The organism is Anaerococcus groningensis (genome assembly GCF_046365465.1).
Lineage (GTDB): Bacteria > Bacillota > Clostridia > Tissierellales > Peptoniphilaceae > Anaerococcus > Anaerococcus groningensis.
Map to the genome: position 1 here is coordinate 23,176 of NZ_JBGMEG010000013.1, position 18,806 is coordinate 41,981.

At 30.7% G+C, this 18,806-nt stretch carries 21 protein-coding genes; 14 read left to right on the plus strand and 7 right to left on the minus strand.

Annotated elements, in window-relative coordinates; genetic code table 11:
- Nucleotides 1–12: 12 nt before the first annotated feature.
- Both AB9Q04_RS06535 and AB9Q04_RS06540 read right to left on the minus strand, forming a co-directional pair.
- Entirely contained in the window at nt 13–1,308 is a 1,296-nt protein-coding gene (locus AB9Q04_RS06535) for a sensor histidine kinase (RefSeq protein WP_410024540.1), read from the minus strand.
- On the minus strand, nt 1,305–2,000 hold the full coding sequence (locus tag AB9Q04_RS06540) for a response regulator transcription factor (RefSeq protein ID WP_394011081.1): 696 nt from the start codon (nt 1,998–2,000) through the stop codon (nt 1,305–1,307). Before AB9Q04_RS06540 ends, AB9Q04_RS06535 begins: the two co-directional genes overlap by 4 nt.
- A gap of 135 nt (nt 2,001–2,135) precedes the next feature.
- Between AB9Q04_RS06540 and AB9Q04_RS06545 the strand changes: the two genes are divergently transcribed.
- Genes AB9Q04_RS06545 through AB9Q04_RS06555 form a run of 3 tightly spaced genes read left to right on the plus strand, consistent with a single transcriptional unit; the run spans nt 2,136 to nt 4,519 of the window.
- Nucleotides 2,136–3,026, plus strand: a complete 891-nt coding sequence (locus AB9Q04_RS06545; protein ID WP_394011082.1) for an ABC transporter ATP-binding protein — start codon at nt 2,136–2,138, stop codon at nt 3,024–3,026.
- 9 nt (nt 3,027–3,035) lie between these two features.
- Nucleotides 3,036–3,791, plus strand: coding sequence for a hypothetical protein (locus AB9Q04_RS06550; protein ID WP_410024541.1), 756 nt, complete (start codon nt 3,036–3,038; stop codon nt 3,789–3,791).
- An 11-nt stretch (nt 3,792–3,802) separates the two neighbouring features.
- Nucleotides 3,803–4,519, plus strand: a complete 717-nt coding sequence (locus AB9Q04_RS06555) for an ABC transporter permease (RefSeq protein ID WP_410024542.1) — start codon at nt 3,803–3,805, stop codon at nt 4,517–4,519.
- An 87-nt stretch (nt 4,520–4,606) separates the two neighbouring features.
- Here AB9Q04_RS06555 and AB9Q04_RS06560 read toward each other — a convergent pair whose 3' ends face one another.
- Nucleotides 4,607–5,785, minus strand: a complete 1,179-nt coding sequence (locus AB9Q04_RS06560) for a sodium/glutamate symporter (RefSeq protein WP_410024543.1) — start codon at nt 5,783–5,785, stop codon at nt 4,607–4,609.
- A 97-nt stretch (nt 5,786–5,882) separates the two neighbouring features.
- On the opposite strand from AB9Q04_RS06560, the gene AB9Q04_RS06565 reads away from it, so the two are divergent.
- From AB9Q04_RS06565 to AB9Q04_RS06590, 6 genes are all read left to right on the plus strand, one after another.
- Nucleotides 5,883–7,031 (plus strand): glycosyltransferase, encoded by a 1,149-nt coding sequence (locus AB9Q04_RS06565; protein WP_410024544.1) that lies wholly within the window; start codon nt 5,883–5,885, stop codon nt 7,029–7,031.
- Nucleotide 7,032: 1 nt separating this feature from the next.
- A complete protein-coding gene (locus AB9Q04_RS06570) occupies nt 7,033–7,824 on the plus strand; it encodes a glycosyltransferase family A protein (protein WP_410024545.1) in 792 nt (263 codons plus the stop codon).
- Entirely contained in the window at nt 7,814–8,641 is an 828-nt protein-coding gene (locus AB9Q04_RS06575) for a YveK family protein (RefSeq protein ID WP_410024546.1), read from the plus strand. The genes AB9Q04_RS06570 and AB9Q04_RS06575 overlap by 11 nt, the downstream gene beginning before the upstream one ends.
- Nucleotides 8,634–9,299: a CpsD/CapB family tyrosine-protein kinase gene (locus AB9Q04_RS06580; protein ID WP_410024547.1), complete on the plus strand. Its 666-nt coding sequence runs from the start codon at nt 8,634–8,636 to the stop codon at nt 9,297–9,299. The genes AB9Q04_RS06575 and AB9Q04_RS06580 overlap by 8 nt, the downstream gene beginning before the upstream one ends.
- Nucleotides 9,292–9,702 carry an SH3 domain-containing protein gene (locus AB9Q04_RS06585; protein WP_410024548.1) on the plus strand — a complete coding sequence of 137 codons (411 nt, stop codon included), beginning with the start codon at nt 9,292–9,294 and terminating at the stop codon, nt 9,700–9,702. Before AB9Q04_RS06580 ends, AB9Q04_RS06585 begins: the two co-directional genes overlap by 8 nt.
- Nucleotides 9,703–9,779: 77 nt before the next feature.
- Nucleotides 9,780–10,109, plus strand: a complete 330-nt coding sequence (locus tag AB9Q04_RS06590) for a hypothetical protein (protein WP_394018958.1) — start codon at nt 9,780–9,782, stop codon at nt 10,107–10,109.
- 42 nt (nt 10,110–10,151) lie between these two features.
- Here the strand turns inward: AB9Q04_RS06590 and AB9Q04_RS06595 are convergent, their stop codons facing one another.
- Nucleotides 10,152–11,384 carry a peptidoglycan-binding protein gene (locus AB9Q04_RS06595; RefSeq protein ID WP_410024549.1) on the minus strand — a complete coding sequence of 411 codons (1,233 nt, stop codon included), beginning with the start codon at nt 11,382–11,384 and terminating at the stop codon, nt 10,152–10,154.
- A 158-nt stretch (nt 11,385–11,542) separates the two neighbouring features.
- Between AB9Q04_RS06595 and AB9Q04_RS06600 the strand changes: the two genes are divergently transcribed.
- The 3 genes from AB9Q04_RS06600 (at nt 11,543) to AB9Q04_RS06610 (ending at nt 12,795) form a co-directional block, all read left to right on the plus strand.
- The gene (locus AB9Q04_RS06600) at nt 11,543–12,001 is read left to right on the plus strand and encodes a GyrI-like domain-containing protein (protein WP_410024550.1); all 459 of its coding nucleotides are present in this window, start codon (nt 11,543–11,545) and stop codon (nt 11,999–12,001) included.
- A 109-nt stretch (nt 12,002–12,110) separates the two neighbouring features.
- A complete protein-coding gene (locus AB9Q04_RS06605) occupies nt 12,111–12,320 on the plus strand; it encodes a hypothetical protein (protein ID WP_410024551.1) in 210 nt (69 codons plus the stop codon).
- Between the two features lie 34 nt (nt 12,321–12,354).
- Nucleotides 12,355–12,795 (plus strand): hypothetical protein, encoded by a 441-nt coding sequence (locus AB9Q04_RS06610; protein WP_410024552.1) that lies wholly within the window; start codon nt 12,355–12,357, stop codon nt 12,793–12,795.
- Between the two features lie 40 nt (nt 12,796–12,835).
- Here the strand turns inward: AB9Q04_RS06610 and AB9Q04_RS06615 are convergent, their stop codons facing one another.
- Genes AB9Q04_RS06615 through AB9Q04_RS06625 form a run of 3 tightly spaced genes read right to left on the minus strand, consistent with a single transcriptional unit; the run spans nt 12,836 to nt 16,032 of the window.
- Nucleotides 12,836–13,849 (minus strand): threonine aldolase family protein, encoded by a 1,014-nt coding sequence (locus AB9Q04_RS06615; RefSeq protein WP_410024553.1) that lies wholly within the window; start codon nt 13,847–13,849, stop codon nt 12,836–12,838.
- Nucleotide 13,850: 1 nt separating this feature from the next.
- Nucleotides 13,851–15,659 (minus strand): acyltransferase family protein, encoded by a 1,809-nt coding sequence (locus AB9Q04_RS06620; RefSeq protein ID WP_410024554.1) that lies wholly within the window; start codon nt 15,657–15,659, stop codon nt 13,851–13,853.
- Nucleotides 15,649–16,032 (minus strand): MORN repeat-containing protein, encoded by a 384-nt coding sequence (locus AB9Q04_RS06625; protein ID WP_410024555.1) that lies wholly within the window; start codon nt 16,030–16,032, stop codon nt 15,649–15,651. Before AB9Q04_RS06625 ends, AB9Q04_RS06620 begins: the two co-directional genes overlap by 11 nt.
- Nucleotides 16,033–16,428: 396 nt before the next feature.
- Here AB9Q04_RS06625 and AB9Q04_RS06630 point away from each other — a divergent pair, with 396 nt between their 5' ends.
- Together AB9Q04_RS06630 and feoB are read left to right on the plus strand one after the other, a co-directional pair.
- Entirely contained in the window at nt 16,429–16,656 is a 228-nt protein-coding gene (locus AB9Q04_RS06630) for a FeoA family protein (RefSeq protein WP_410024556.1), read from the plus strand.
- Nucleotides 16,653–18,806 carry a ferrous iron transport protein B gene (feoB, locus tag AB9Q04_RS06635; RefSeq protein ID WP_410024557.1) on the plus strand — a complete coding sequence of 718 codons (2,154 nt, stop codon included), beginning with the start codon at nt 16,653–16,655 and terminating at the stop codon, nt 18,804–18,806. Before AB9Q04_RS06630 ends, feoB begins: the two co-directional genes overlap by 4 nt.

Genomic DNA, 18,806 nt, shown 5'->3' on the forward strand with positions numbered 1-18,806 from the left:
TCTAGACTCTTTTTAAAGTGGAAAAGTAAATCTAACTTTAACCCCCGGATAAAGATTTTCAATATCCATTGTTCCATTGTGAAGCTCGCAAATTTGTTTAGAAATAAACAAGCCAAGACCATGAGTTTCAATATTTGAGATATCGGATTTAAATAATCTTTGTATTATTTCATCAGAGATATGACTATCTTGATTTATTACTTCAACTATAAAATTTTCTTCATTATTTTTAGTGAGTATTGTCACTTCACCTTTAGAGTATTTTAAACTATTTTCTACAATATTAAAAAGCATTCTATAAAATAAGTGTTCATCCATTTTTAATTCGATAGAAGTGTTTATTAAATTTTCAAAGTTTAAATTTTTATTTTGATGTTCATTTAATTCATTAACTATTAATTTTCTTATAATAATTAAGGGATCTGTATCGACAAAGTAATCCCTATTTATAGTATCTAGTCTTTCTGTAAGGTTAAGATCTTCTATGATTTTACTTATGCTTTGGATTTGATTATTCATTATTAAGATTTGTTCTTGATTTTGAGTGGTTTTTATTTCTTCTAGTCCCCAGCTTAACTTTGTAAGAGGTGTCCTTATATCGTGGCTAATACCTCTTAACCAATTTGCTCTACTATTTTTAATTTTTATATATTTTTTATTAGCTTTATTTATAGTCTTTGAAATCTCTTTTAATTCTCCAATTTCATCTAACTTTACGTAATCATCTTTAAATAAGTTATTTATAGAAGCTAGGAGAGGGTTTAAATTTTTATATATTTTCTTTATTTCTAAAATATAAAATAAGTATATTACAAGTAAAAATATTACTACAGAAAATATGATTATATATAAGTTATTTACAAACGCATCGTAATTGTAATAGTTAAAGGGCAATTTATCTAAAGAATTCTTAGGATAAGCAAATATTATTAGCCCATCACCAGCTACAAAAGTAAAGACAGGGTAATCATCTAGATAATATCGTGTAAATTGTCCTACATCGGATAGAGTAAACTTATTCTTTACTTCTGCTGGCTTATTAAAGCTTTCTACAACTTCTCCATTCTCATTTAATCGTATAGCCCATATATTTTTGTTTTTTAAATATTTACAGTTATCATTTGTTAGATAGATATTATCTTTTTTATTTTCTATTATGTAATCATATATTAGATCTGGATTATTATATTGTTTAAATAGTTTGTAACTAGTATATAAAATGGCACTTATGGTTACAATAGTAACCAAAATGAAAGCTAGACATAATTTTATAAATTTTCTATATTCTTTTAATAAATAGTTTATCATAGCTCGCCTTTGAGTTTATAACCTAGACCTTTTATAGTCACTAGTATTTTAGGGTTGGATGGATCATCTTCTAATTTTTCTCTTAGTCTATAGATATGTGTAATAAGAGTATTCTCATATCCAAATGTGTCCTCCCAACACTGTTCTATAATTTGATCAATGGATACTATTTTATTTAGATTTTCAGACATATAATCTAATATTTTAAATTGTTTAGCTGTAAGCGGTATTTCTGTAGTTTCTTTAATTAATATAGCTCTTTCTTTATCGAATATTACTCCGTTAAGATTAATTTTATCTTTATTATATTGTTTATAACTTCTTCTAAGTACTGCCCTTATTCTCCAAAGTAAGTCTTCTGGTAAGAATGGTTTTACGATATAATCATCTGCTTCTAGGTCAAAACCGGATTTCATATCATCCCTGCCATCAAGTGCAGAAAGCACTATCACTGGTATTTTAGAAGTTTTTCTAGTCTCCCTTAATAAATCAAAGCCACTACCATCAGGTAGCATTATGTCTAAAACTATCAGATCCACTTTATTATTCTCTAATTTAAATTTTGCCTCTTTTATATTTTTTGCTGTTAGTATATTTTGGAATTTATTTTTTATTAAGAATTTGTACATACTTTTTAAAAGCTCTATTTCATCATCTACAATTAATAGACATACATCATCATAAGAATTCATTATTTACCTCTTTTCCTATTAATTGTATCAAATAAAAGTTTAATTTGTTATTTTGTGATGTAAAAGTGAGGAGAGTAAAATATTAGATTTATCTAAATGTTCTATACTTATATCAGTAAAACAAAAGGAGCTTAAATGAAAAATATATTGGAGATTGAGAACTTAAAAAAATCTTATAATGAGGTTCTCGTTTTAGATGAAGTTAGTTTAGAAATTGAAAAAGGAACCATATATGGTCTTATAGGAAAAAATGGTGCAGGAAAGTCTACCTTAATGAAGACAATTTTAGGCTTAGTTAAGAAAGATTCTGGAACTATATCATTATATGGCAAAAAAGTAAATGAAAAAAATCAAAAAGAAATAAACAAAAGCATTGGATCTTTAATTGAAAATCCTTCGTTTTATGACCATCTTACAGCCTATGAAAATTTAGAAATTATTTGCAAACTAAAAAACATAAGCACAAAGGACATAAATAGAATATTAGAATTAGTTAATTTGAGTAAACACACAAATAAAAAAGTAAGAGAATTTTCACTAGGTATGAAACAAAGATTAGGAATTGCTATAGCCATTATAGGTAATCCTAAGCTATTAATTCTTGATGAACCTATTAATGGACTAGATCCTTATGGTATAGAAGAGATGAGAAACTTATTTATTAATATAGTAAAAAATAGCGAAACAAGCATTTTAATATCTTCTCACATTCTTGATGAGATTGAAAAAATTTCTACTCATATAGGTATATTAAGAGATGGCAAACTAGTATATAATGGGTCACTTGATGATTATAGGAAACTTCATCCACCAGTCATATCAATTGTAACTTCTGATAATATCCTGGCTGCTGAATTATTAGGTATAGATAATTCTAATATTATAAACGAAAAGTTGGTCCTTGGTAACAAACCTAAGGAAGAAGTTTCTAGAATCATAAAATTTATAATAAATAATGTAAGCGTATATAGGGTGGAAGAAGAGAAAGAAAGCTTAGAAAAATTATTTATAAGTGAAACAAATTAAGGTATTGATATGAAGAATTTAGAAATAAAAAAGAATAAGGGTTTAGGCTTAAATTTTATGCTATTGATTGAATTTACAATTCATATGTTATTTATTTTAGTTGCAGTTTTAGGAAAAAGTTTTGGAAAAAGCTCTTATCCCTTATATATGATTTTAGATAATTATTTTATGACTTGCCTATTAATAAATCCTATTATTATCTCTACAATTGCAAAAAAGGTAATTGAGATGGAAGAAAAAAATAATATGTGGCAGCTACAGACCAGTCTTGGTGAGTATATTTCAAATATTTTGGTAAACAAAATTGCCATTTTAGCTATAAAAATTGGTACTTTACAAATTATTGAGTGGATAATCATTTTGCTTTTAGCAAACCGAAATCCAAATTTAATTCTTGGTACCAGTACAATCACAAGATTAGTTATTTATTTTTTTAGTGAATATTCTATAAATTTATTTTTATTAAATTTATTTATGATAGTAGAAATGAAGAGTAATAAAGTGTATTTCTCTTTATTTTTCTCAATAATAGGAGCAATGACTGGTATTATTTGTATGCTAACTTCTAAAGTTTTATCACAGATAAATCCATTTGCTTGGTTTGTAAGTATGCTTAATATATCTTATACAAAACAAGGCGGTGAATTTATTCAAAGTGTTAATGATATTAATTACTTAACTTTTATAATTAGTTTAATATGTATAATAGTTGAATTTATGATTTTGAAAAATATTAATAGCTATTCGCTAAATAAGGATTTGTAAAGGAAGTAAATATGTTAAATATAGAAATGAAAAAATTAAAACTAAGAAGATTATTACTAACAATCCTTATTATTCCACTATTGGCAAATATATTTGGGGTAATAAATTATAAAGGTAATATTGAAGTTTTGACTAATGAGTGGCAAAGTTTGTGGACTCAGGTATCTTTATTTTACTTCATGTTCTTTCTAATACCTTTAATTGGGATAGTTGTATCAAGTTTATGGTCTGTGGAGCATAAGGCTGGATTAAAATTAATTAGAACAAGCCCTAAAAAAAATATAAATTTTGTTGTCATTAAGGCTTTTATTACCTTTGTAATTGTTGCTATAGCTCAGTTATACTTTCTAGGACTATTCATATTTTTTGGGAAAATTGCCTGTAATCTTCCAACAACAAATTTTAAACTCTATTTCTACTATGTAGGATTTAGTATAATTTTGTCCGTTCCTATAATTTTTATAATGTCAGCCCTAAGCGTAAAAATAAAATCACTATCTATAGTAGTTTTAATATCAGTGGGAATTTCAATCTTAGGATTTATGCTATGTGCTCAAAATATATTTCCCCTTTTGAACAATATAATTGCTATTAGTAATTTAGCTTTAAAAATGAATAATTTTAGTTATATGTATATAGATGAAGTATTTTATATATTGCTAGTAGGTATAATTGAAATTATAGTATTTTTAAAAATGTCTAGAAAATTTTTAAAATATGAAGGCTAAATCTAATTCATATATATTAAAACAATGCCTTAGTAAATAAAAAGTACCTCATTTCATCTTTCTGAAATGAGGTACTTTTAAGTTTTTTTACTTTAAGAAATTTATAAAAAATGTAATCACTATGGGGTTAAATAAATTAACTGCAATGGCTAAAACTATAGGAAAAATAAACATTGCCACATCAGCTGGGCCTTCTTTTTCTATAATCGCTTCCATATTTGCAATGGCATTTGGCGTTTGCCCAAGGCCTACTCCGCAGTGGCCTGCAACCATTACTGCTGCATCATAATTTCTTTCTAGTAGGTTAAAGGTCACAAGGGAAGTATAGATAGCAATAAATATTGCCTGAGCAACCATTATTACAAGCATTGGTAGGGCTAGATTTAGCATGGCACTTATATTTAGATTGATTAAAGCCAAGGATAAAAATAAATTTAGGGAAATATTTCCTAAAATATCAATACTTTTTGTATTTATATCCTTCTTTGTCATATCTAAGATATTGCGAGTTACAAGACCCCCAAATTGACAGCCTACATAGTAAGGGAAGTTTAGGGGAGTTAGGGCTAGTAGGCGGTTTATAAAAGTTCCTAAAAACGAAGCTAGGGCAATGATTACAATAGCATCCATCAAAGTTTTTTGGTTGATAAGATTGATATTTTTATCATTGCTATTTACAGTTTGTCCACCAGTTGACTTTAACTTATGAACACGAATTAACCTACTTGCTACAGGGCCTCCCACAAGGGAACCTATTAAAATACCAAAAGTAGCAGCAGCAACGCCTATAGAAGTAGAATTTGTAGCTCCATAGCCTTCCATAATTTTTCCAAAACTTACAGCAGAGCCTATGCCACCTGTCATGGATGTAGATCCCATAGCGACACCAAGGAAAGGATTAATCCCCATTGTTTTTGCAAGGCCAACTGCTAATACATTTTGTAAGGGTAAAAGTAAAATAATAGCAAAGGCAAGCTTTATACCAAGCCAACCACTTTTTTTAAGGACTTTAAAACTACAAGCAAATCCTATAGAAGTGAAAAATATATTCATAAAAAAATCTTGAATAATATCATCAAACTTAAAAAATCCTAGACCACTTTGGTTTAAGATAAGATTTATAAGACTTATAATAAGCCCACCAATTACAGGTGAGGGGATAAAGAATTTTTGAAAAAACTTTACCCTGTTTTTTATAAATACTCCTAGCATGTAGGCAATGATTGCCACACCTAGGGATTCTAAAATATCTAATTGTATTTCCATATTTACCTCGTTTTAATTTTTTATACCTTCTTATTATATAAGAAATATTGCTATAATCATAGATTTTTTATATAATACTGACAGAATAGAGGAAAAAATGAAGATAATATTTTTTATAGCAGGATTTGCAATTTTTTATGCAATGGTTGGTTACCCTATTACTCTTTTGATTTTAGAAAAAATCTTAAAGAGAAAAAATACCAAGGACTTATCCTATAAGCCCTTTGTTTCAGTAATCATATCAGCATATAACGAAGAAAAGGTAATAGAGAAAAAACTAGAAAACATAATAGCAACAAGCTATCCATCCTATGAGGTAATAGTTGCCAATGATGCATCAAATGATAGGACTGTCGAAATAGTAAATGATTTTATAAGAAGCCATCCAGACAAAAATATCAGGCTAAATACAGTTAAAAATCATTTGGGCAAAACCAATGCCCAGGATGAGGCAGTAGAGGTAGCAGAGGGAGAAATAATTGTATTTTCAGATGCTAACTCCATGTTTAAGACTGATGCCATAGATGAGCTAGTAAGCTTTTTTATAGATGATAATATAGAATATGTCTGCGGATCATTGATATATAGTAAAGATGATGATATAGCATCAGTTGTGGCAGAAAATTCTTACTGGGATATTGAGCTTTTTATGAGAAAAATTGAATCGGAAATCTCAACTATAGCTGCTGGTAATGGTGCTATCTATGCTGTAAGAAAGAAAGATTATAGGCATTATGATTTGGTATCAAGCCATGATTATGAGATGCCACTTGCAGCAGGACTAAATCACAAAAGAGCCCTTTATAATCCAGCTGCCATAGCAGTTGAAAAAGCTGGCGCAACAACCAAAGATGAATTTAAAAGAAAAGTTAGGATGCAAAGAAGAATCCTTACCAATCTTTTTACTAACCTTCGCCGCTTAAATATTTTTAACTATGGTTGGTTTAGCTTTTTTCACTTTAACCACAAGACCTTAAGATTTTTACAAGCCTTTAACCATATAGTCTTATTTATTACAAACCTAGCTCTTTTAAACCACGGTTTATTTTATAGGTTATTTTTCCTAGGCCAAGTTGCCTTTTTTACCCTAGCAGCTATAGGAAAACTTACTGAGTCAAAGGCAAAAGTATTTTATTTCCCAAGATACTACACTATGATGATGCTAGCTCAAATAAAGGGAGCTATCAATGAAGCGACTGGAAAAAGTAAGCCAACTTGGGAAAAGGCAGAGACAACTAGGATGTAAGATGAATATTGAAGTACTAATTTCAACAATGAATGAAAATTCCATTGATTGTTATAAGAGATTTAATCTACAAACTGATGCCCTAATTATAAATCAAACTGACCACAATAACTATGAAGAAAAAATAGTAGCTGGCAATAAAATCAGGATGATTTCTACTGATACTAGGGGCTTAGGTGTTAGCCGTAACTTAGCTTTATTAAACTCAAAGGCTGATATATTAGTTTTTTGTGATGATGATCAAGTTTTCGAAAATGGCTATAAAGATAAGATTTTATCAAGCTTTGAAAAGCATCCAAATGTGGATTTTTTCGTATTTAAAACTATAATATATCAAGATGGCAAAGAAATAATTAAGGTAAAAGAAGAAAAAGATTTATCTATATATAACTCGTTAAGATACGGGTCAGTGCACTTTGCCTTTAAAAGAGAAGTCCAAAGAAGAGAAAATATTTGGATTTCTACTTATTTTGGGGCAGGCACACCAAATGGGTCTGGTGAAGATAGTATATTTATAAGCGACTTTATAAGGGCTGGTAAAAAAGTGCGTACCAGCAACAAGCTAATTGCCAAAGTTTATAACGATGGGTCAACTTGGTTTGAAGGCTTTAATGAGAAATTTTTCTATGATAAGGGAAAATTATCCAAGGCCCTTTTCCCAAAAACCTATAGACTATATATAGAACAATTTTTAATACGCCATAAGGAAATGACAAGAGAAATAGATTTAAAAACAGCCCGCAAACTTATGCTTGCTGGGGCGAAAGATTTTGGAGGAGAAAATGGAAAATAGAAAGTCATTATTTTCAGCAATACCACCTGCAATTATTGCTGGAATAATTATTGGGATGATTACTTATTTTGGCCTAAATTTTGGAGGCTATAAGGAATACCAAGCCCAATCAAAAGTAGTAACAACAAATATAGAAAACTTAGATGAAGCAAGTGGAACAGCTGCAACCTATGCTGCAACTATTAACAGCCCAAAAATCAAACAAAAAACTCTAGAGACTTTAGGCATTGATTGGAATGTTGGTAAACTTGACTCAAAACTAGAAATCAAACCAATAGAAAATACTTCTATAATAGATATTGTAGTTACAGATACCAATAAACTAAGAGCAGAAGACTTAGCTGATCAGTATGCTGATTATACAGTAAGAGTTATCAATAATATATATAATTCTGGTGCTAAGGTTATGGAATATTCCTACGGATCTGCGAGTGCTATTGATAATACATTAAGATATGCCCTAATTACAGGTGGACTTGGATTTATTCTTTGGACAATTATAAAAATGATTAGAATAAATTCCTACAACAACAAACTTGCAAGATCTTATGTAAATACAAAAGCAGAAAATGAAGTAGGAGAAGTAAGAGAAGTAAAAGAAAAACCAGCCAAAAAAACTAAAAAACCAGCAGCTAAAACTGCTACTAGAAAAACTAGCAAGGTAGATAGTAATAGCATGGCCTTTGAAAGTGGATCTACAAAGGTAGTTGATAGCAAAGAAGTAAACAGACAAGCTGACCTAGCTGAAACTTCATCAAGCAAATACGAAGTTTTAGGCAGAATTCCTTCTTATGATAAAGGAGACTTAGATGTTTAGAAAAAAAACAAATGAAAAAAGAGAAATTGCCCTTCAATCTTTTTATAACTTAGAAGATAGGCTAACAGAAAAATTAGGTACTAACCTAGTAACTGTTGCTTTTACTGCATCAAGTGATAATACAGATAAGACCATCCATATTTTAAATATGGCTAAGCACCTAGCAGAAGATGGGGATAGAGTTTTAATTATCGATGCAAATCTTAGAGAATCTCATCTGCCAGCTGCTACAGGCAAAAATAAAGAACGCGGTTTTGTAGATATAATCCTTGGAGACTATTCTATAGATGATGCTCTTATACATGATGATAGCTATGATGATTTATCCTACATTTTTGCAGGAGAAGTGGCTGACTATGCTGATAAATTTTTAGAGCCAGAAGCTATCAAGGCTTTTTATAATGACGTACGCGATAGATATGACTATGTATTTATAGACCTATCACCAAATATCGATATTCCAGAAGCGAATATGTTTGCAGGCAATGCTGATGCAGCAGTAGTTTTCTCAACCTATGATAAAAGTAATAATCCAGTTACCCGTGATAGCTTAAAACAACTTGAAAAATCCAATGCAAATATTCTTGGAATAATCATCACAGATTATTTATATGCAGAAGAAGAACTTGATGATTTATTTGGAGGAGAAGATGAATAAGAAAAAACTATTATTAGCCTTATCCCTAACTCTTACTCTAACTGCTTGTAGCGATGATAACTATGTATCAAAAAGACATCCAGAAGGAGAGGTAAGGGAAGTAACAGAAGAAAATATGGAAGAGCAATCGGAAAATTCAGAAGAAACACAAACTGACAATCAAGATACCGAAGATACTAGCAACGAAGAAAATCAACCAGAAGAAGCAGTAGATGATGGCATCAACTATACAGTAGAAAATACTGTAAATGTTAGAGTAGCCCCAAGTGAAACCTCAAATGTAATGACAACAGTAGAAGCTGGAGATGATATCTTAAAACTAGGAGAGTCTGATAACTGGACTAGAATAAGTATTGATGGTCAGACAGGATATATTAGAAGCGACCTATTAGTTGCAAAATAAAATAGAAAAGACTCTAGGAAATTATTTCCTAGAGTTTTTTTTGTGTTATAATAATAAAAATAGAGGGAGGATAGAATATGGAAGCTTCATTATTATTAAGCAATATGATATGGCCAGCTTTACTAACTATAGGAGTTATTAGTTTATTAGATTATATACTAGATCGCAAAAAAGCTAGTCGTAATTGTTCACTGGTATTTATGATCCTAGGCCTTGGAGCACTTGTTTATTTTATTATAAATAGAAGAGGATATATGTTCCTACAAGTTTATTTATTTATGTTTTTACTTTCCATATCTTTAGTTATCCTTGCCCTAAAAAAGAGAATAGACGCCTTTACCATAATTGGTATTATTCTTATGGTTATCATGCTTATCTTACTTTTAAGATTTACTTTAATAGAATAAAAAAAGCTAGGAAAAATCTCCTAGCTTTTTTAGTATTTATAATTATTTGTTAATTGGATTTTCAACTGCATCTATGATTAGTTGTAGATAGTGAGCTGTGTCAACTAAAGTAGCTCCAGAAACTGCATCTATTGCTTCGCCTTCTTTGGCACCTTCAATAGTTTCTTTTATTTCATCAATAGTTTTTCCAGCTACGAAATTTTCTATAGCTTCAAAGTTTTCTACGATAGTTGTTGTAGATCCAGCTTTTTCTGCCATTAAGTCAGAGTAAAGATCGTTATTTTCAAGCTTACTTGCTAAAACTGTCTTGCTATCAGCATAGTCTTTTGCAAAGTCGCTTCCTTCACCTTGTTTTGTAATTCCTTCTTCAATGTATTGGTATTCATCAATACTTGCAGCAACTATTTTATCACCTTCTACAGCTACAACTGCATTAGCAAATGATTTTTCACCGTGTGGCGCGCCTAGTACATATCTTAATTCGATATCTTCAGGATTTTCCGCATTACCAGAGATTGCAAATGCATCATCTTTTGCTGCTTCTACTACGTATTTTAATAAGTTTGATGTTGATTTAAATGTTGCACCACTTAAGGCATCGATAATTTGTTCATCATCGTTTTCGTTTAAGAAGTCTTCAAGTTCTGCAATTGTTTTGCCCTTTACAAAGTCAGTAACTGCGTTATAGTTATCCATTAAGGAAACTTCACCACCAGCTTCTTTCATAGCTTCAGAGTATAAATCTTTGTTAGCAACTTTAGAAGCTAGAACTCTACCTTCTTTGGCACCCTTACCAAATTCTGCGTCAGAGTTTGGTACTGCTTGGTAGTTTTCATCTTTATCAAAGTATTGGTACTCATCGATAAAGGCACTTACAATTTTATCACCACTTGTAGCTACAACTACATTTGTAAATGATCTAGAAGCTTCGTCTGGATAAGCTCTGTGTAAAACTACATTGCCTTCTTCAGCATTATCATCACTTGTTGCTGATTGTTCATCTTCTTTTTCTCCCTCATCAGATGATTCAGTAGTTTCTTTATCAGAAGCTTCTTCTTTAGTATCAGCTTCTGTATCTGTTTCTTCAGTTTTTGCTTCTTCAGTATCAGTTTCTGTTTCTGCTGTTTTATCAGCTGTATCAACAGTTTCCACAGCCTTTTCTTCTACTACTGTTTCTTCTTTAGTGTCAGCTTCCTTAGTTGTATCGTTTGCACAACCTACAAAAGCTAATGATGTTGCAAGCATAAGTGTCGCAATATTAAACTTTTTATTCATATATTCTCCTCCATTAATTATATAAATATTATCGTTATTTAAATAACTTGTTTAGAATCATTATAATATATATGATAAATTTTGGCAAATTTAAAATTTTATCCTCAATTTATAATACATGGGTATAATCTTGGTATATAAAAATTTAAGGAGACTTTATGCAAGTTAATGTTGATAGAAAATTAGCCTTTAAAATAGCAGGTAAAGGTTTTACTATAAAAAATAGGGAAGATGTTAGTGAAATAAGATCAAGTTTTTTAAAAGAATATAAGAATATTTTAAAAGAACATGGGGCAGCTTATGGTCTTATGGAATATAATGCGCTAGAGCAAAATTATAATTATTTTATCGGTTTTGAGATAGCTGATAAAGATACTATAAATCAAAATGATTTTATAGTTTACGAAGTAGAAGAGTCTGATTACTTAGAAGTACCAGTTGAAAGTTTAGATGGCTTAAAAGAGGGCTACATCTATACTTATAAAGAGTATTTTCCAAACAAAAAATATTTCCATGGTCTAGGTCCAGATATAGAATTCTACCAATACGATCAAGATAATGATAGTATTGCTAGTGCAAAATTATTTATTTGCCTTAGAGAAAATTCTCACGCCTAAGTCTTAGAAAAGCTAAGATAGGGTATCAATAATATAAGTAAAAATATAAGACTTGATATTGCTTTATTGATAATTTAGGTCAAAATTTTAAATGTGAACTGAGGATTATATGAAAAAAATATTATTAATTGCTCTTATGGGCCTAAGTCTTAGCTCGTGTATGATGTTTCCTGATAAGTACTCAGATCAGGAAATAATTTATGGAGATAGCTTAGCGGAAACTCGTGAGATACCAAAATATAAACGCATCAACTCATCTTTTACTTACAATCCTGAGGATGATAAGGAAGAATGTGAAGAATGTCAAATTTTAAGATAAAATGGGTATATAACTAAAATAAAAGGAGATTATTATGGGAAAATTAAAAACAATTGCAAAATTAGCACAAATCAATAACAAACTCGGTTTACTAGATGCAGGCGATATTGTAGGTCTTGCAAGTACAGCTCACAAAGTAAGAAGCTTTAGTCCAACAGATCACTTACCAGACTTTGAACTAGACTTTTGGGAAAGAGAAGAAATAGAAAAAGCACAAAGAAGAAATGCTATCCTAGCTGCAGCTGCAATCGGTGCAGGTGCTTATCTACTAACTAAAAATCGTGATAAAATCGCAGATTTAGCTGGTGATGCTAGAAGTAAGGGTAGAGAAATTGCTAAAGATGCTCAAAAAAAAGGTGAACAAGCTCTAGAAGCTGGTAAAGATCTTGCAGAAGAAGCATCTGAAAAACTAGACAAAAACGGTAATACAATTGATGCAAAAGAAGTAAAACACAGTTTTTACGATAATTACTAAAATAAAAGTAACCCAAAGTTTTAAAACTTTGGGTTATTTTTTATATCTTAGATAAAAATCCCTTAATATCTTCTTCATTAGTTCTATAAGTAGTAACAAAACGGGCAATTTTTTTATTATCCATATCACCCATTAGCTCAAAGGTTGCAAAATCCTTAAATTTTTCTACTTCACTATCAGATAATTTTACAAAAACTTGGTTAGACTCAAAAGGGTAAGCTAGCTCATATTCTTTGTCTACAAAACCTTGGGCTAGTTTTTTAGCCATCTTGTATGCATTGATAGCGCCATCCACATATCCATTTTCTTTTGCAAAAACTGTTTCAAACATTATTCCAGGCACAAAGCTCTTAGCAAGTAAATAACCTTTTTGTTTTTGAAGGTTGATAAAACTCTTTTTTAACTCATCATTTACTATTACTAGGGCCTCTCCAAGCATTAGCCCGTTTTTGGTACCACCTAAATAAAAAACATCGCATAGCTTGCAAAATTCAGATATATCATAATCACATTTTTCGCTAGCTAGGGCTGCTGCAAGTCTTGCCCCATCTATAAATAAGTAAAGGTTATTTTCCTTACAGAAATTATAAATATCTTCTAACTCTTTTTTAGTATAAACCTCTCCAAGTTCTGTAGTGTTTGATATATAAACTTTTTTAGGAACTGTAACTAATTCTGAGTTAAAGTTTGCTAACTTTTCTTCCAATAGCTTTCTTGTGAGTTTACCAGTTGGAGTTTTTATAGTTTCTATTTTTATACCAGTAGCTTCGATAGATCCTGCTTCATGGCCTTGTATGTGGCCGCTTGTAGCAGCTATTACAGAATTTTCTTGCTTCATACCACAAGCTACTCCCAAGACATTTGCAGGAGTACCACCTGGCACAAAATGAATATCTACATTTTCGTTTTTTAAGGATTTTTTTATTAAATTTCTAGCGTTTTCACTATGGCTATCAAAACCATAGCCAATATTGTATTCGTCTTTAGCCTTTAAAATAGCTTCTAAAATTTCAGGTCTGCCTATATCGTTGTAATCATTTAAGAAAAAATACATATTAGTCTCCTTTTGCTGTATTTAAGAGTGACTTATCAATGGCTTCGTTTAGTAGCCTTAAGTAAGCTTCATAAGCTTTGGTTTGTCCGTAAAAGTGAACTCCGTCGGTACCTTCATAAAAGTTTGGATTTTTTATAGCATAGTCTTCCCACTCCATAAGGGTTACAAAATCATATTTTTTGGCTATTTCTTGCATAGCAGTACTTACTGGATGAGGCTGTGGATATCTGTTGTCATAGCATGTCACAAGGATAAGCCTTTTACCTTCTGGAAAATCATTTATAATCTTTTTAAGACTTGGCATCGGAGATTTTTCTGCATTTGTGCCTAGGGCAAGGATTACAATATCACCTAGGTTGCCAGTATTTTCCATCTCAGCTATAATATTTGCCCCATCTTCTAGCGGTCTGCTGCCTTCGGCGTTAATATATAAATTGGAAATATTATTTGCTAAATATTCACGAGGCCCCAGCATTACGCTATCTCCGATTAGAGTTAGAGAAGTTTCTTCTTTAGCTTCTTTTACAAATTCACTATTATTTTTATTTATAAAATTATCCAGTTCTTTTTTGTCGAGTTTTATCTTTTCTAAATCTTGATTTACTGATTCTTTTAAGATTTGCTTTTCTAAACTCATCATATTACCTGCATTATCTCCTATAGCATAACTTAGAGAAAAGCTTGTGATAATCATAAAAATAAGGCTGGCTTGGAAAAGAATACCGTATTTTTTGTAGTTTATTTCATATTCTTTATCCATGTATTTAAGAGGAATTAAGTTTTTACCTTTAAAAATAGGTTCAAAAACATGATGGTTAAATAAAACTAAAATTATGGTAACTAAAATTGCTATTATAAGCCCCTTGCTAGTTTTATTAAAATTGCTTACCAAAACCCACACTGGCCAGTGGAAAATATAAAATCCGTAAGAATATTCAGCAAGCCTACTAACAAATTTATTTTCCATAAGATTTGGATTGGCAAAACCTACTAAAATTAAAAATCCTGTTATAAGATCTGTAAGTAAAAATCCTAAAATATAGGTGATTTTGCTATCATAAGTCAAGGTAAGAGCCATTAAAAATATAAGGCCAATGCCCACCAAAGTTGGTCTATTATAAGGGATTTTCTTAAAGGAAAATCTTTTTACAAAACTTGCCAAAAAGCTACCAAGCATAAAAGAAGCCATACGTGTTAGGTCAAAAAAGTAAACAAAACCTGTATCAACTTTTTTAATAAGGGTTAAAATAAACATTAAAACAAAACCTATAATAGCTAAGTAAAAGGTGGTTTGTAAAAATAAATCGGAAAATCTGCGTTTTATAGCACGTTTTTGCCTAGCCTTTTTATAGATGAAACCCATGAGCCATGGCCAGATTAGATAAAAGTGAATTTCTAAGGCTAGCGACCAGGTATGCATAAAAATACCCCTGATAAATTGACCTTCATAGGATCCGCCACGCAAGATTTCATAGAAATTGTAGTTAAAAGTAAAGGCTGCTAAAAATTGGTCAAAAAATCCTACACTGTAATCATCATTTATACTTGGAATAAATAGGCTAGATAGAAAAATCATTAATAAAAGAGCAGGAAAGATTCTTACAAAACGTTTGGTATAAAATTTTTTATAATCAATCCTACCATTTTCAAATAATTCATCTATTAAATTATAGCTAATTAAAAATCCTGAAATGACAAATAATATGCTAACTCCCAAAAAACCTCCAGGTAGGGAAGTGGGAAAGTAATGGTAGCATAATACTAAAATCATCGCATAAACTCTTAGAAAATCTAAACCTTTAATTTTCATCTTTTTCTACCTCAACAAAACCATTGCTAGTTTTTTCATAAACTTTGCCATTTTTTAATTTGATTTTGATCTGACTATTACCAGACTTGTGGTTAAAATTTGCGATATAAGTATACTCATCATTTATAAAACTACCTGGTCCATCAAATCTAGAGTTTTTAAAAGACCCCTTATAAATTCCATCATGACTTTTTAAAGTACCTTCACCATCCAATTTATTTTCTCTAATAGCCCCAGAATAGTAGGTATTATCATCGATTTTATAGTCTTTGACATCCTTACTAGGACCCTTACTTAAAAAATAAACTAGGGAGATAGCCATCAAACTAGCAAGAGCAAGGCCCATATAAGAAATAAATTTTTTATTTTCCATAATATCCTCTCAGTATATTCTGTTTATATTATATCAAAAACTTAAAATTTGTAGATAGCCTGCCTATAATATAAATTTTAAATACTAGATGATATTTTTGTAAAATATTGGGATTGTAAAAAATATTTTGAAAATTTAGCGTATTCTAAATTATAAATATGAGTTAAGAAAGTTTATTTGTTGATATATACAAGTTTTGGTGTATTAGTATTATTACAAATTTTTGTAATCTGATATTGATTCTCATTACTTTATGTGTTATACTTTAACCACATTAAAAGACCATCGGTTTTGTAGAAATATTTTAATAAAATATAAAAACCGTTGTTAAAACGTTTTATGTAAGTTATAAATTGCTTAAATTATATATAAGTTAGTCGATACGGAGGAAATTTTATGAAATCTTTAAAAGAGGCCCAGGTAGGCGAAAATCTAAAGATAGCAAAAGTAAATGGAGAAGGACCTACAAAAAGAAGGATTATGGATATGGGTATTACAAAAGGAACAGATGTTTTTGTTAGAAAAGTAGCTCCTTTAGGAGACCCTATCCAAATAAGCCTAAGAGGTTTTGAGCTAACTATTAGAAGAAATGATGCACAAAATATCTTAGTGGAGGAAGCATGAGTTTTAAAGTAGCATTAGCAGGTAACCCCAATAGTGGTAAAACTACACTTTTTAATGCCCTAACAGGATCCAACCAAAGGGTAGGTAACTGGCCTGGGGTAACAGTTGATAAAAAGGAAGGAAATTTAAAGGGGCATAAGGATATTATTCTTCAAGATTTGCCAGGAATTTATTCCTTATCACCATATACTCTAGAAGAAAAGGTGGCTAGAACTTATTTGGTTAATGAAAAACCGGATTTACTAGTAAACCTAGTGGATGGTTCAAATTTAATTAGAAATTTATATTTAACCAGCCAATTTTTAGAACTAGGCATCCCTACTATTCTAGCAGTAAATATGATGGATATAGTAAGGGCTAGGGGAGATGAGATTGATAAAGATGCCTTAAGCGAACTTTTAGGTTGTCCTGTTGTAGAAATAATTGCAAGTAGGGATACAGGGATAGATAGTCTTATAAATGAAATTGTAGATGCTAGAAATGATATAAATATCCCACATCCTATAGATTTTTCTTATGATTTAGAAAACAAACTTGCAGATATTAGAGATATAGTTGACCCACATGTAGAAAAAGATTTAAGAAGATTCTTCACAATCAAGGCCTTTGAAGATGACCAAGAGATGATTAAAAAAATTGGCTTATCAAATGATGAGATTAAACAAATAAAAAAGGTAAGAGATGATTGTGAAAAATATTTTGATGATGATGCAGAAGCAATTATCATAAATGAAAGATACGAAAGACTGGAGGCCCTAAGCGATAGAGTAATAGAAAAAGCTGAACCAAAATTATCTATGACTGATAAAATAGATAATATAGTAACATCAAGAGTCTGGGGACTACCTATATTTGCCCTAGTAATGTTTTTGGTTTACTCTCTTTCTGTTTTTAAGTACTCTCCAGGTACTCTTTTAACAGATGCAGTAAATGGATTTTTTCAAGATAATCTAATACCTGCCACAGCTACATTTTTAGAATCAATTGACATACATGAAATTTTAGTTGGCCTTGTAGCAGATGGTATGTTAGCAGGTTTTGGAGCGGTAATAGGATTTTTACCACAAATGATGGTATTATTTGCTCTTTTATCTATCCTTGAAGATATAGGGTATATGTCAAGAGTAGCCTTTATTATGGATAAGCTATTTAGAAGATTTGGCCTATCTGGTAAATCCTTTATACCAGCTATGATTTCTACGGGATGTGCGGTTCCGGGTATCCAAGCATCTAGAACAATAGAGTCAGATAGAGACCGTAGGATAACTATAATGACAACATCATTTATGCCTTGTTCTGCAAAACTTCCTGTAATTGCCTTAATAGCAGGAGCATTTTTCCCAAATAATAGGGCACTGATCACCTTAAGTTTTTATTTTATAGGTATAGCTGCTATTATTATGAGTGGGGTTATCCTAAAGAAATTTAAAAGCTTTCAAGCAGATCCGGCACCATTTATTATGGAGCTACCTTCCTACCATGCACCAAGGGCTAAATCAGTTGTTCAAGATGTATGGAATAAGTCAAAATCTTATGTAAGACGTGCTGGAACATTAATTTTACTATCAGCAGTTATAATTTGGTTTTTAACTAACTTTGACTTTAGGTTAAACCTTGTTGCAGATGAAGGAAATTCTATCCTAGGAGTTATAGGAACTGCCCTTGCTGTTATCTTTAGACCACTAGGGTTTGGTACATGGCAAGCAGTTGTTGCAACTATTTCAGGTTTTCTTGCTAAGGAAAATATTGTATCAACCATGGGAGTTGTTCTTGGACTTGGTAGTGAAGTTACAGAAGAAAGTAGTCAACTTCTAGTGGCCTTTAAGAATGCTTTAGGCTCTCCAATAAGTGGTTACTCATTCTTACTATTTAATATGCTTTGTATGCCATGTTTTGCGGCAGTTGGAGCTATTAAAACAGAAATGGGAGATGCAAAATGGACAGCACTTACAATAGCTTATCAAATGGGATTTGCGTGGGTGATTAGCTTCATCTACTATCAATTTGCTCAATTGCTTACCACAGGAATTTATTCAGTAGCTACAATAATTGCAGGAGTTTGCCTAGTAGTTTTACTATATTTAATATTTAGACCAGCAAATGAGACTAAAAAAAGTAGAAGCTATCAAGCAAATGTTGCTCATAGTTAG

What these genes read in the sequence shown, in the direction of transcription:
- feoB (WP_410024557.1), top strand. Translation starts at nt 16,653, where the DNA reads ATGAGTTTTAAAGTAGCATTAGCAGGTAACCCCAATAGTGGTAAAACT.
- AB9Q04_RS06540 (WP_394011081.1), bottom strand. Translation starts at nt 2,000, where the DNA reads ATGAATTCTTATGATGATGTATGTCTATTAATTGTAGATGATGAAATA.
- AB9Q04_RS06600 (WP_410024550.1), top strand. Translation starts at nt 11,543, where the DNA reads ATGCAAGTTAATGTTGATAGAAAATTAGCCTTTAAAATAGCAGGTAAA.
- AB9Q04_RS06590 (WP_394018958.1), top strand. Translation starts at nt 9,780, where the DNA reads ATGGAAGCTTCATTATTATTAAGCAATATGATATGGCCAGCTTTACTA.
- AB9Q04_RS06575 (WP_410024546.1), top strand. Translation starts at nt 7,814, where the DNA reads ATGGAAAATAGAAAGTCATTATTTTCAGCAATACCACCTGCAATTATT.
- AB9Q04_RS06555 (WP_410024542.1), top strand. Translation starts at nt 3,803, where the DNA reads ATGTTAAATATAGAAATGAAAAAATTAAAACTAAGAAGATTATTACTA.
- AB9Q04_RS06535 (WP_410024540.1), bottom strand. Translation starts at nt 1,308, where the DNA reads ATGATAAACTATTTATTAAAAGAATATAGAAAATTTATAAAATTATGT.
- AB9Q04_RS06585 (WP_410024548.1), top strand. Translation starts at nt 9,292, where the DNA reads ATGAATAAGAAAAAACTATTATTAGCCTTATCCCTAACTCTTACTCTA.
- AB9Q04_RS06625 (WP_410024555.1), bottom strand. Translation starts at nt 16,032, where the DNA reads ATGGAAAATAAAAAATTTATTTCTTATATGGGCCTTGCTCTTGCTAGT.
- AB9Q04_RS06595 (WP_410024549.1), bottom strand. Translation starts at nt 11,384, where the DNA reads ATGAATAAAAAGTTTAATATTGCGACACTTATGCTTGCAACATCATTA.
- AB9Q04_RS06580 (WP_410024547.1), top strand. Translation starts at nt 8,634, where the DNA reads ATGTTTAGAAAAAAAACAAATGAAAAAAGAGAAATTGCCCTTCAATCT.
- AB9Q04_RS06605 (WP_410024551.1), top strand. Translation starts at nt 12,111, where the DNA reads ATGAAAAAAATATTATTAATTGCTCTTATGGGCCTAAGTCTTAGCTCG.
- AB9Q04_RS06610 (WP_410024552.1), top strand. Translation starts at nt 12,355, where the DNA reads ATGGGAAAATTAAAAACAATTGCAAAATTAGCACAAATCAATAACAAA.
- AB9Q04_RS06630 (WP_410024556.1), top strand. Translation starts at nt 16,429, where the DNA reads ATGAAATCTTTAAAAGAGGCCCAGGTAGGCGAAAATCTAAAGATAGCA.
- AB9Q04_RS06620 (WP_410024554.1), bottom strand. Translation starts at nt 15,659, where the DNA reads ATGAAAATTAAAGGTTTAGATTTTCTAAGAGTTTATGCGATGATTTTA.
- AB9Q04_RS06545 (WP_394011082.1), top strand. Translation starts at nt 2,136, where the DNA reads ATGAAAAATATATTGGAGATTGAGAACTTAAAAAAATCTTATAATGAG.
- AB9Q04_RS06615 (WP_410024553.1), bottom strand. Translation starts at nt 13,849, where the DNA reads ATGTATTTTTTCTTAAATGATTACAACGATATAGGCAGACCTGAAATT.
- AB9Q04_RS06565 (WP_410024544.1), top strand. Translation starts at nt 5,883, where the DNA reads ATGAAGATAATATTTTTTATAGCAGGATTTGCAATTTTTTATGCAATG.
- AB9Q04_RS06550 (WP_410024541.1), top strand. Translation starts at nt 3,036, where the DNA reads ATGAAGAATTTAGAAATAAAAAAGAATAAGGGTTTAGGCTTAAATTTT.
- AB9Q04_RS06560 (WP_410024543.1), bottom strand. Translation starts at nt 5,785, where the DNA reads ATGGAAATACAATTAGATATTTTAGAATCCCTAGGTGTGGCAATCATT.
- AB9Q04_RS06570 (WP_410024545.1), top strand. Translation starts at nt 7,033, where the DNA reads ATGAATATTGAAGTACTAATTTCAACAATGAATGAAAATTCCATTGAT.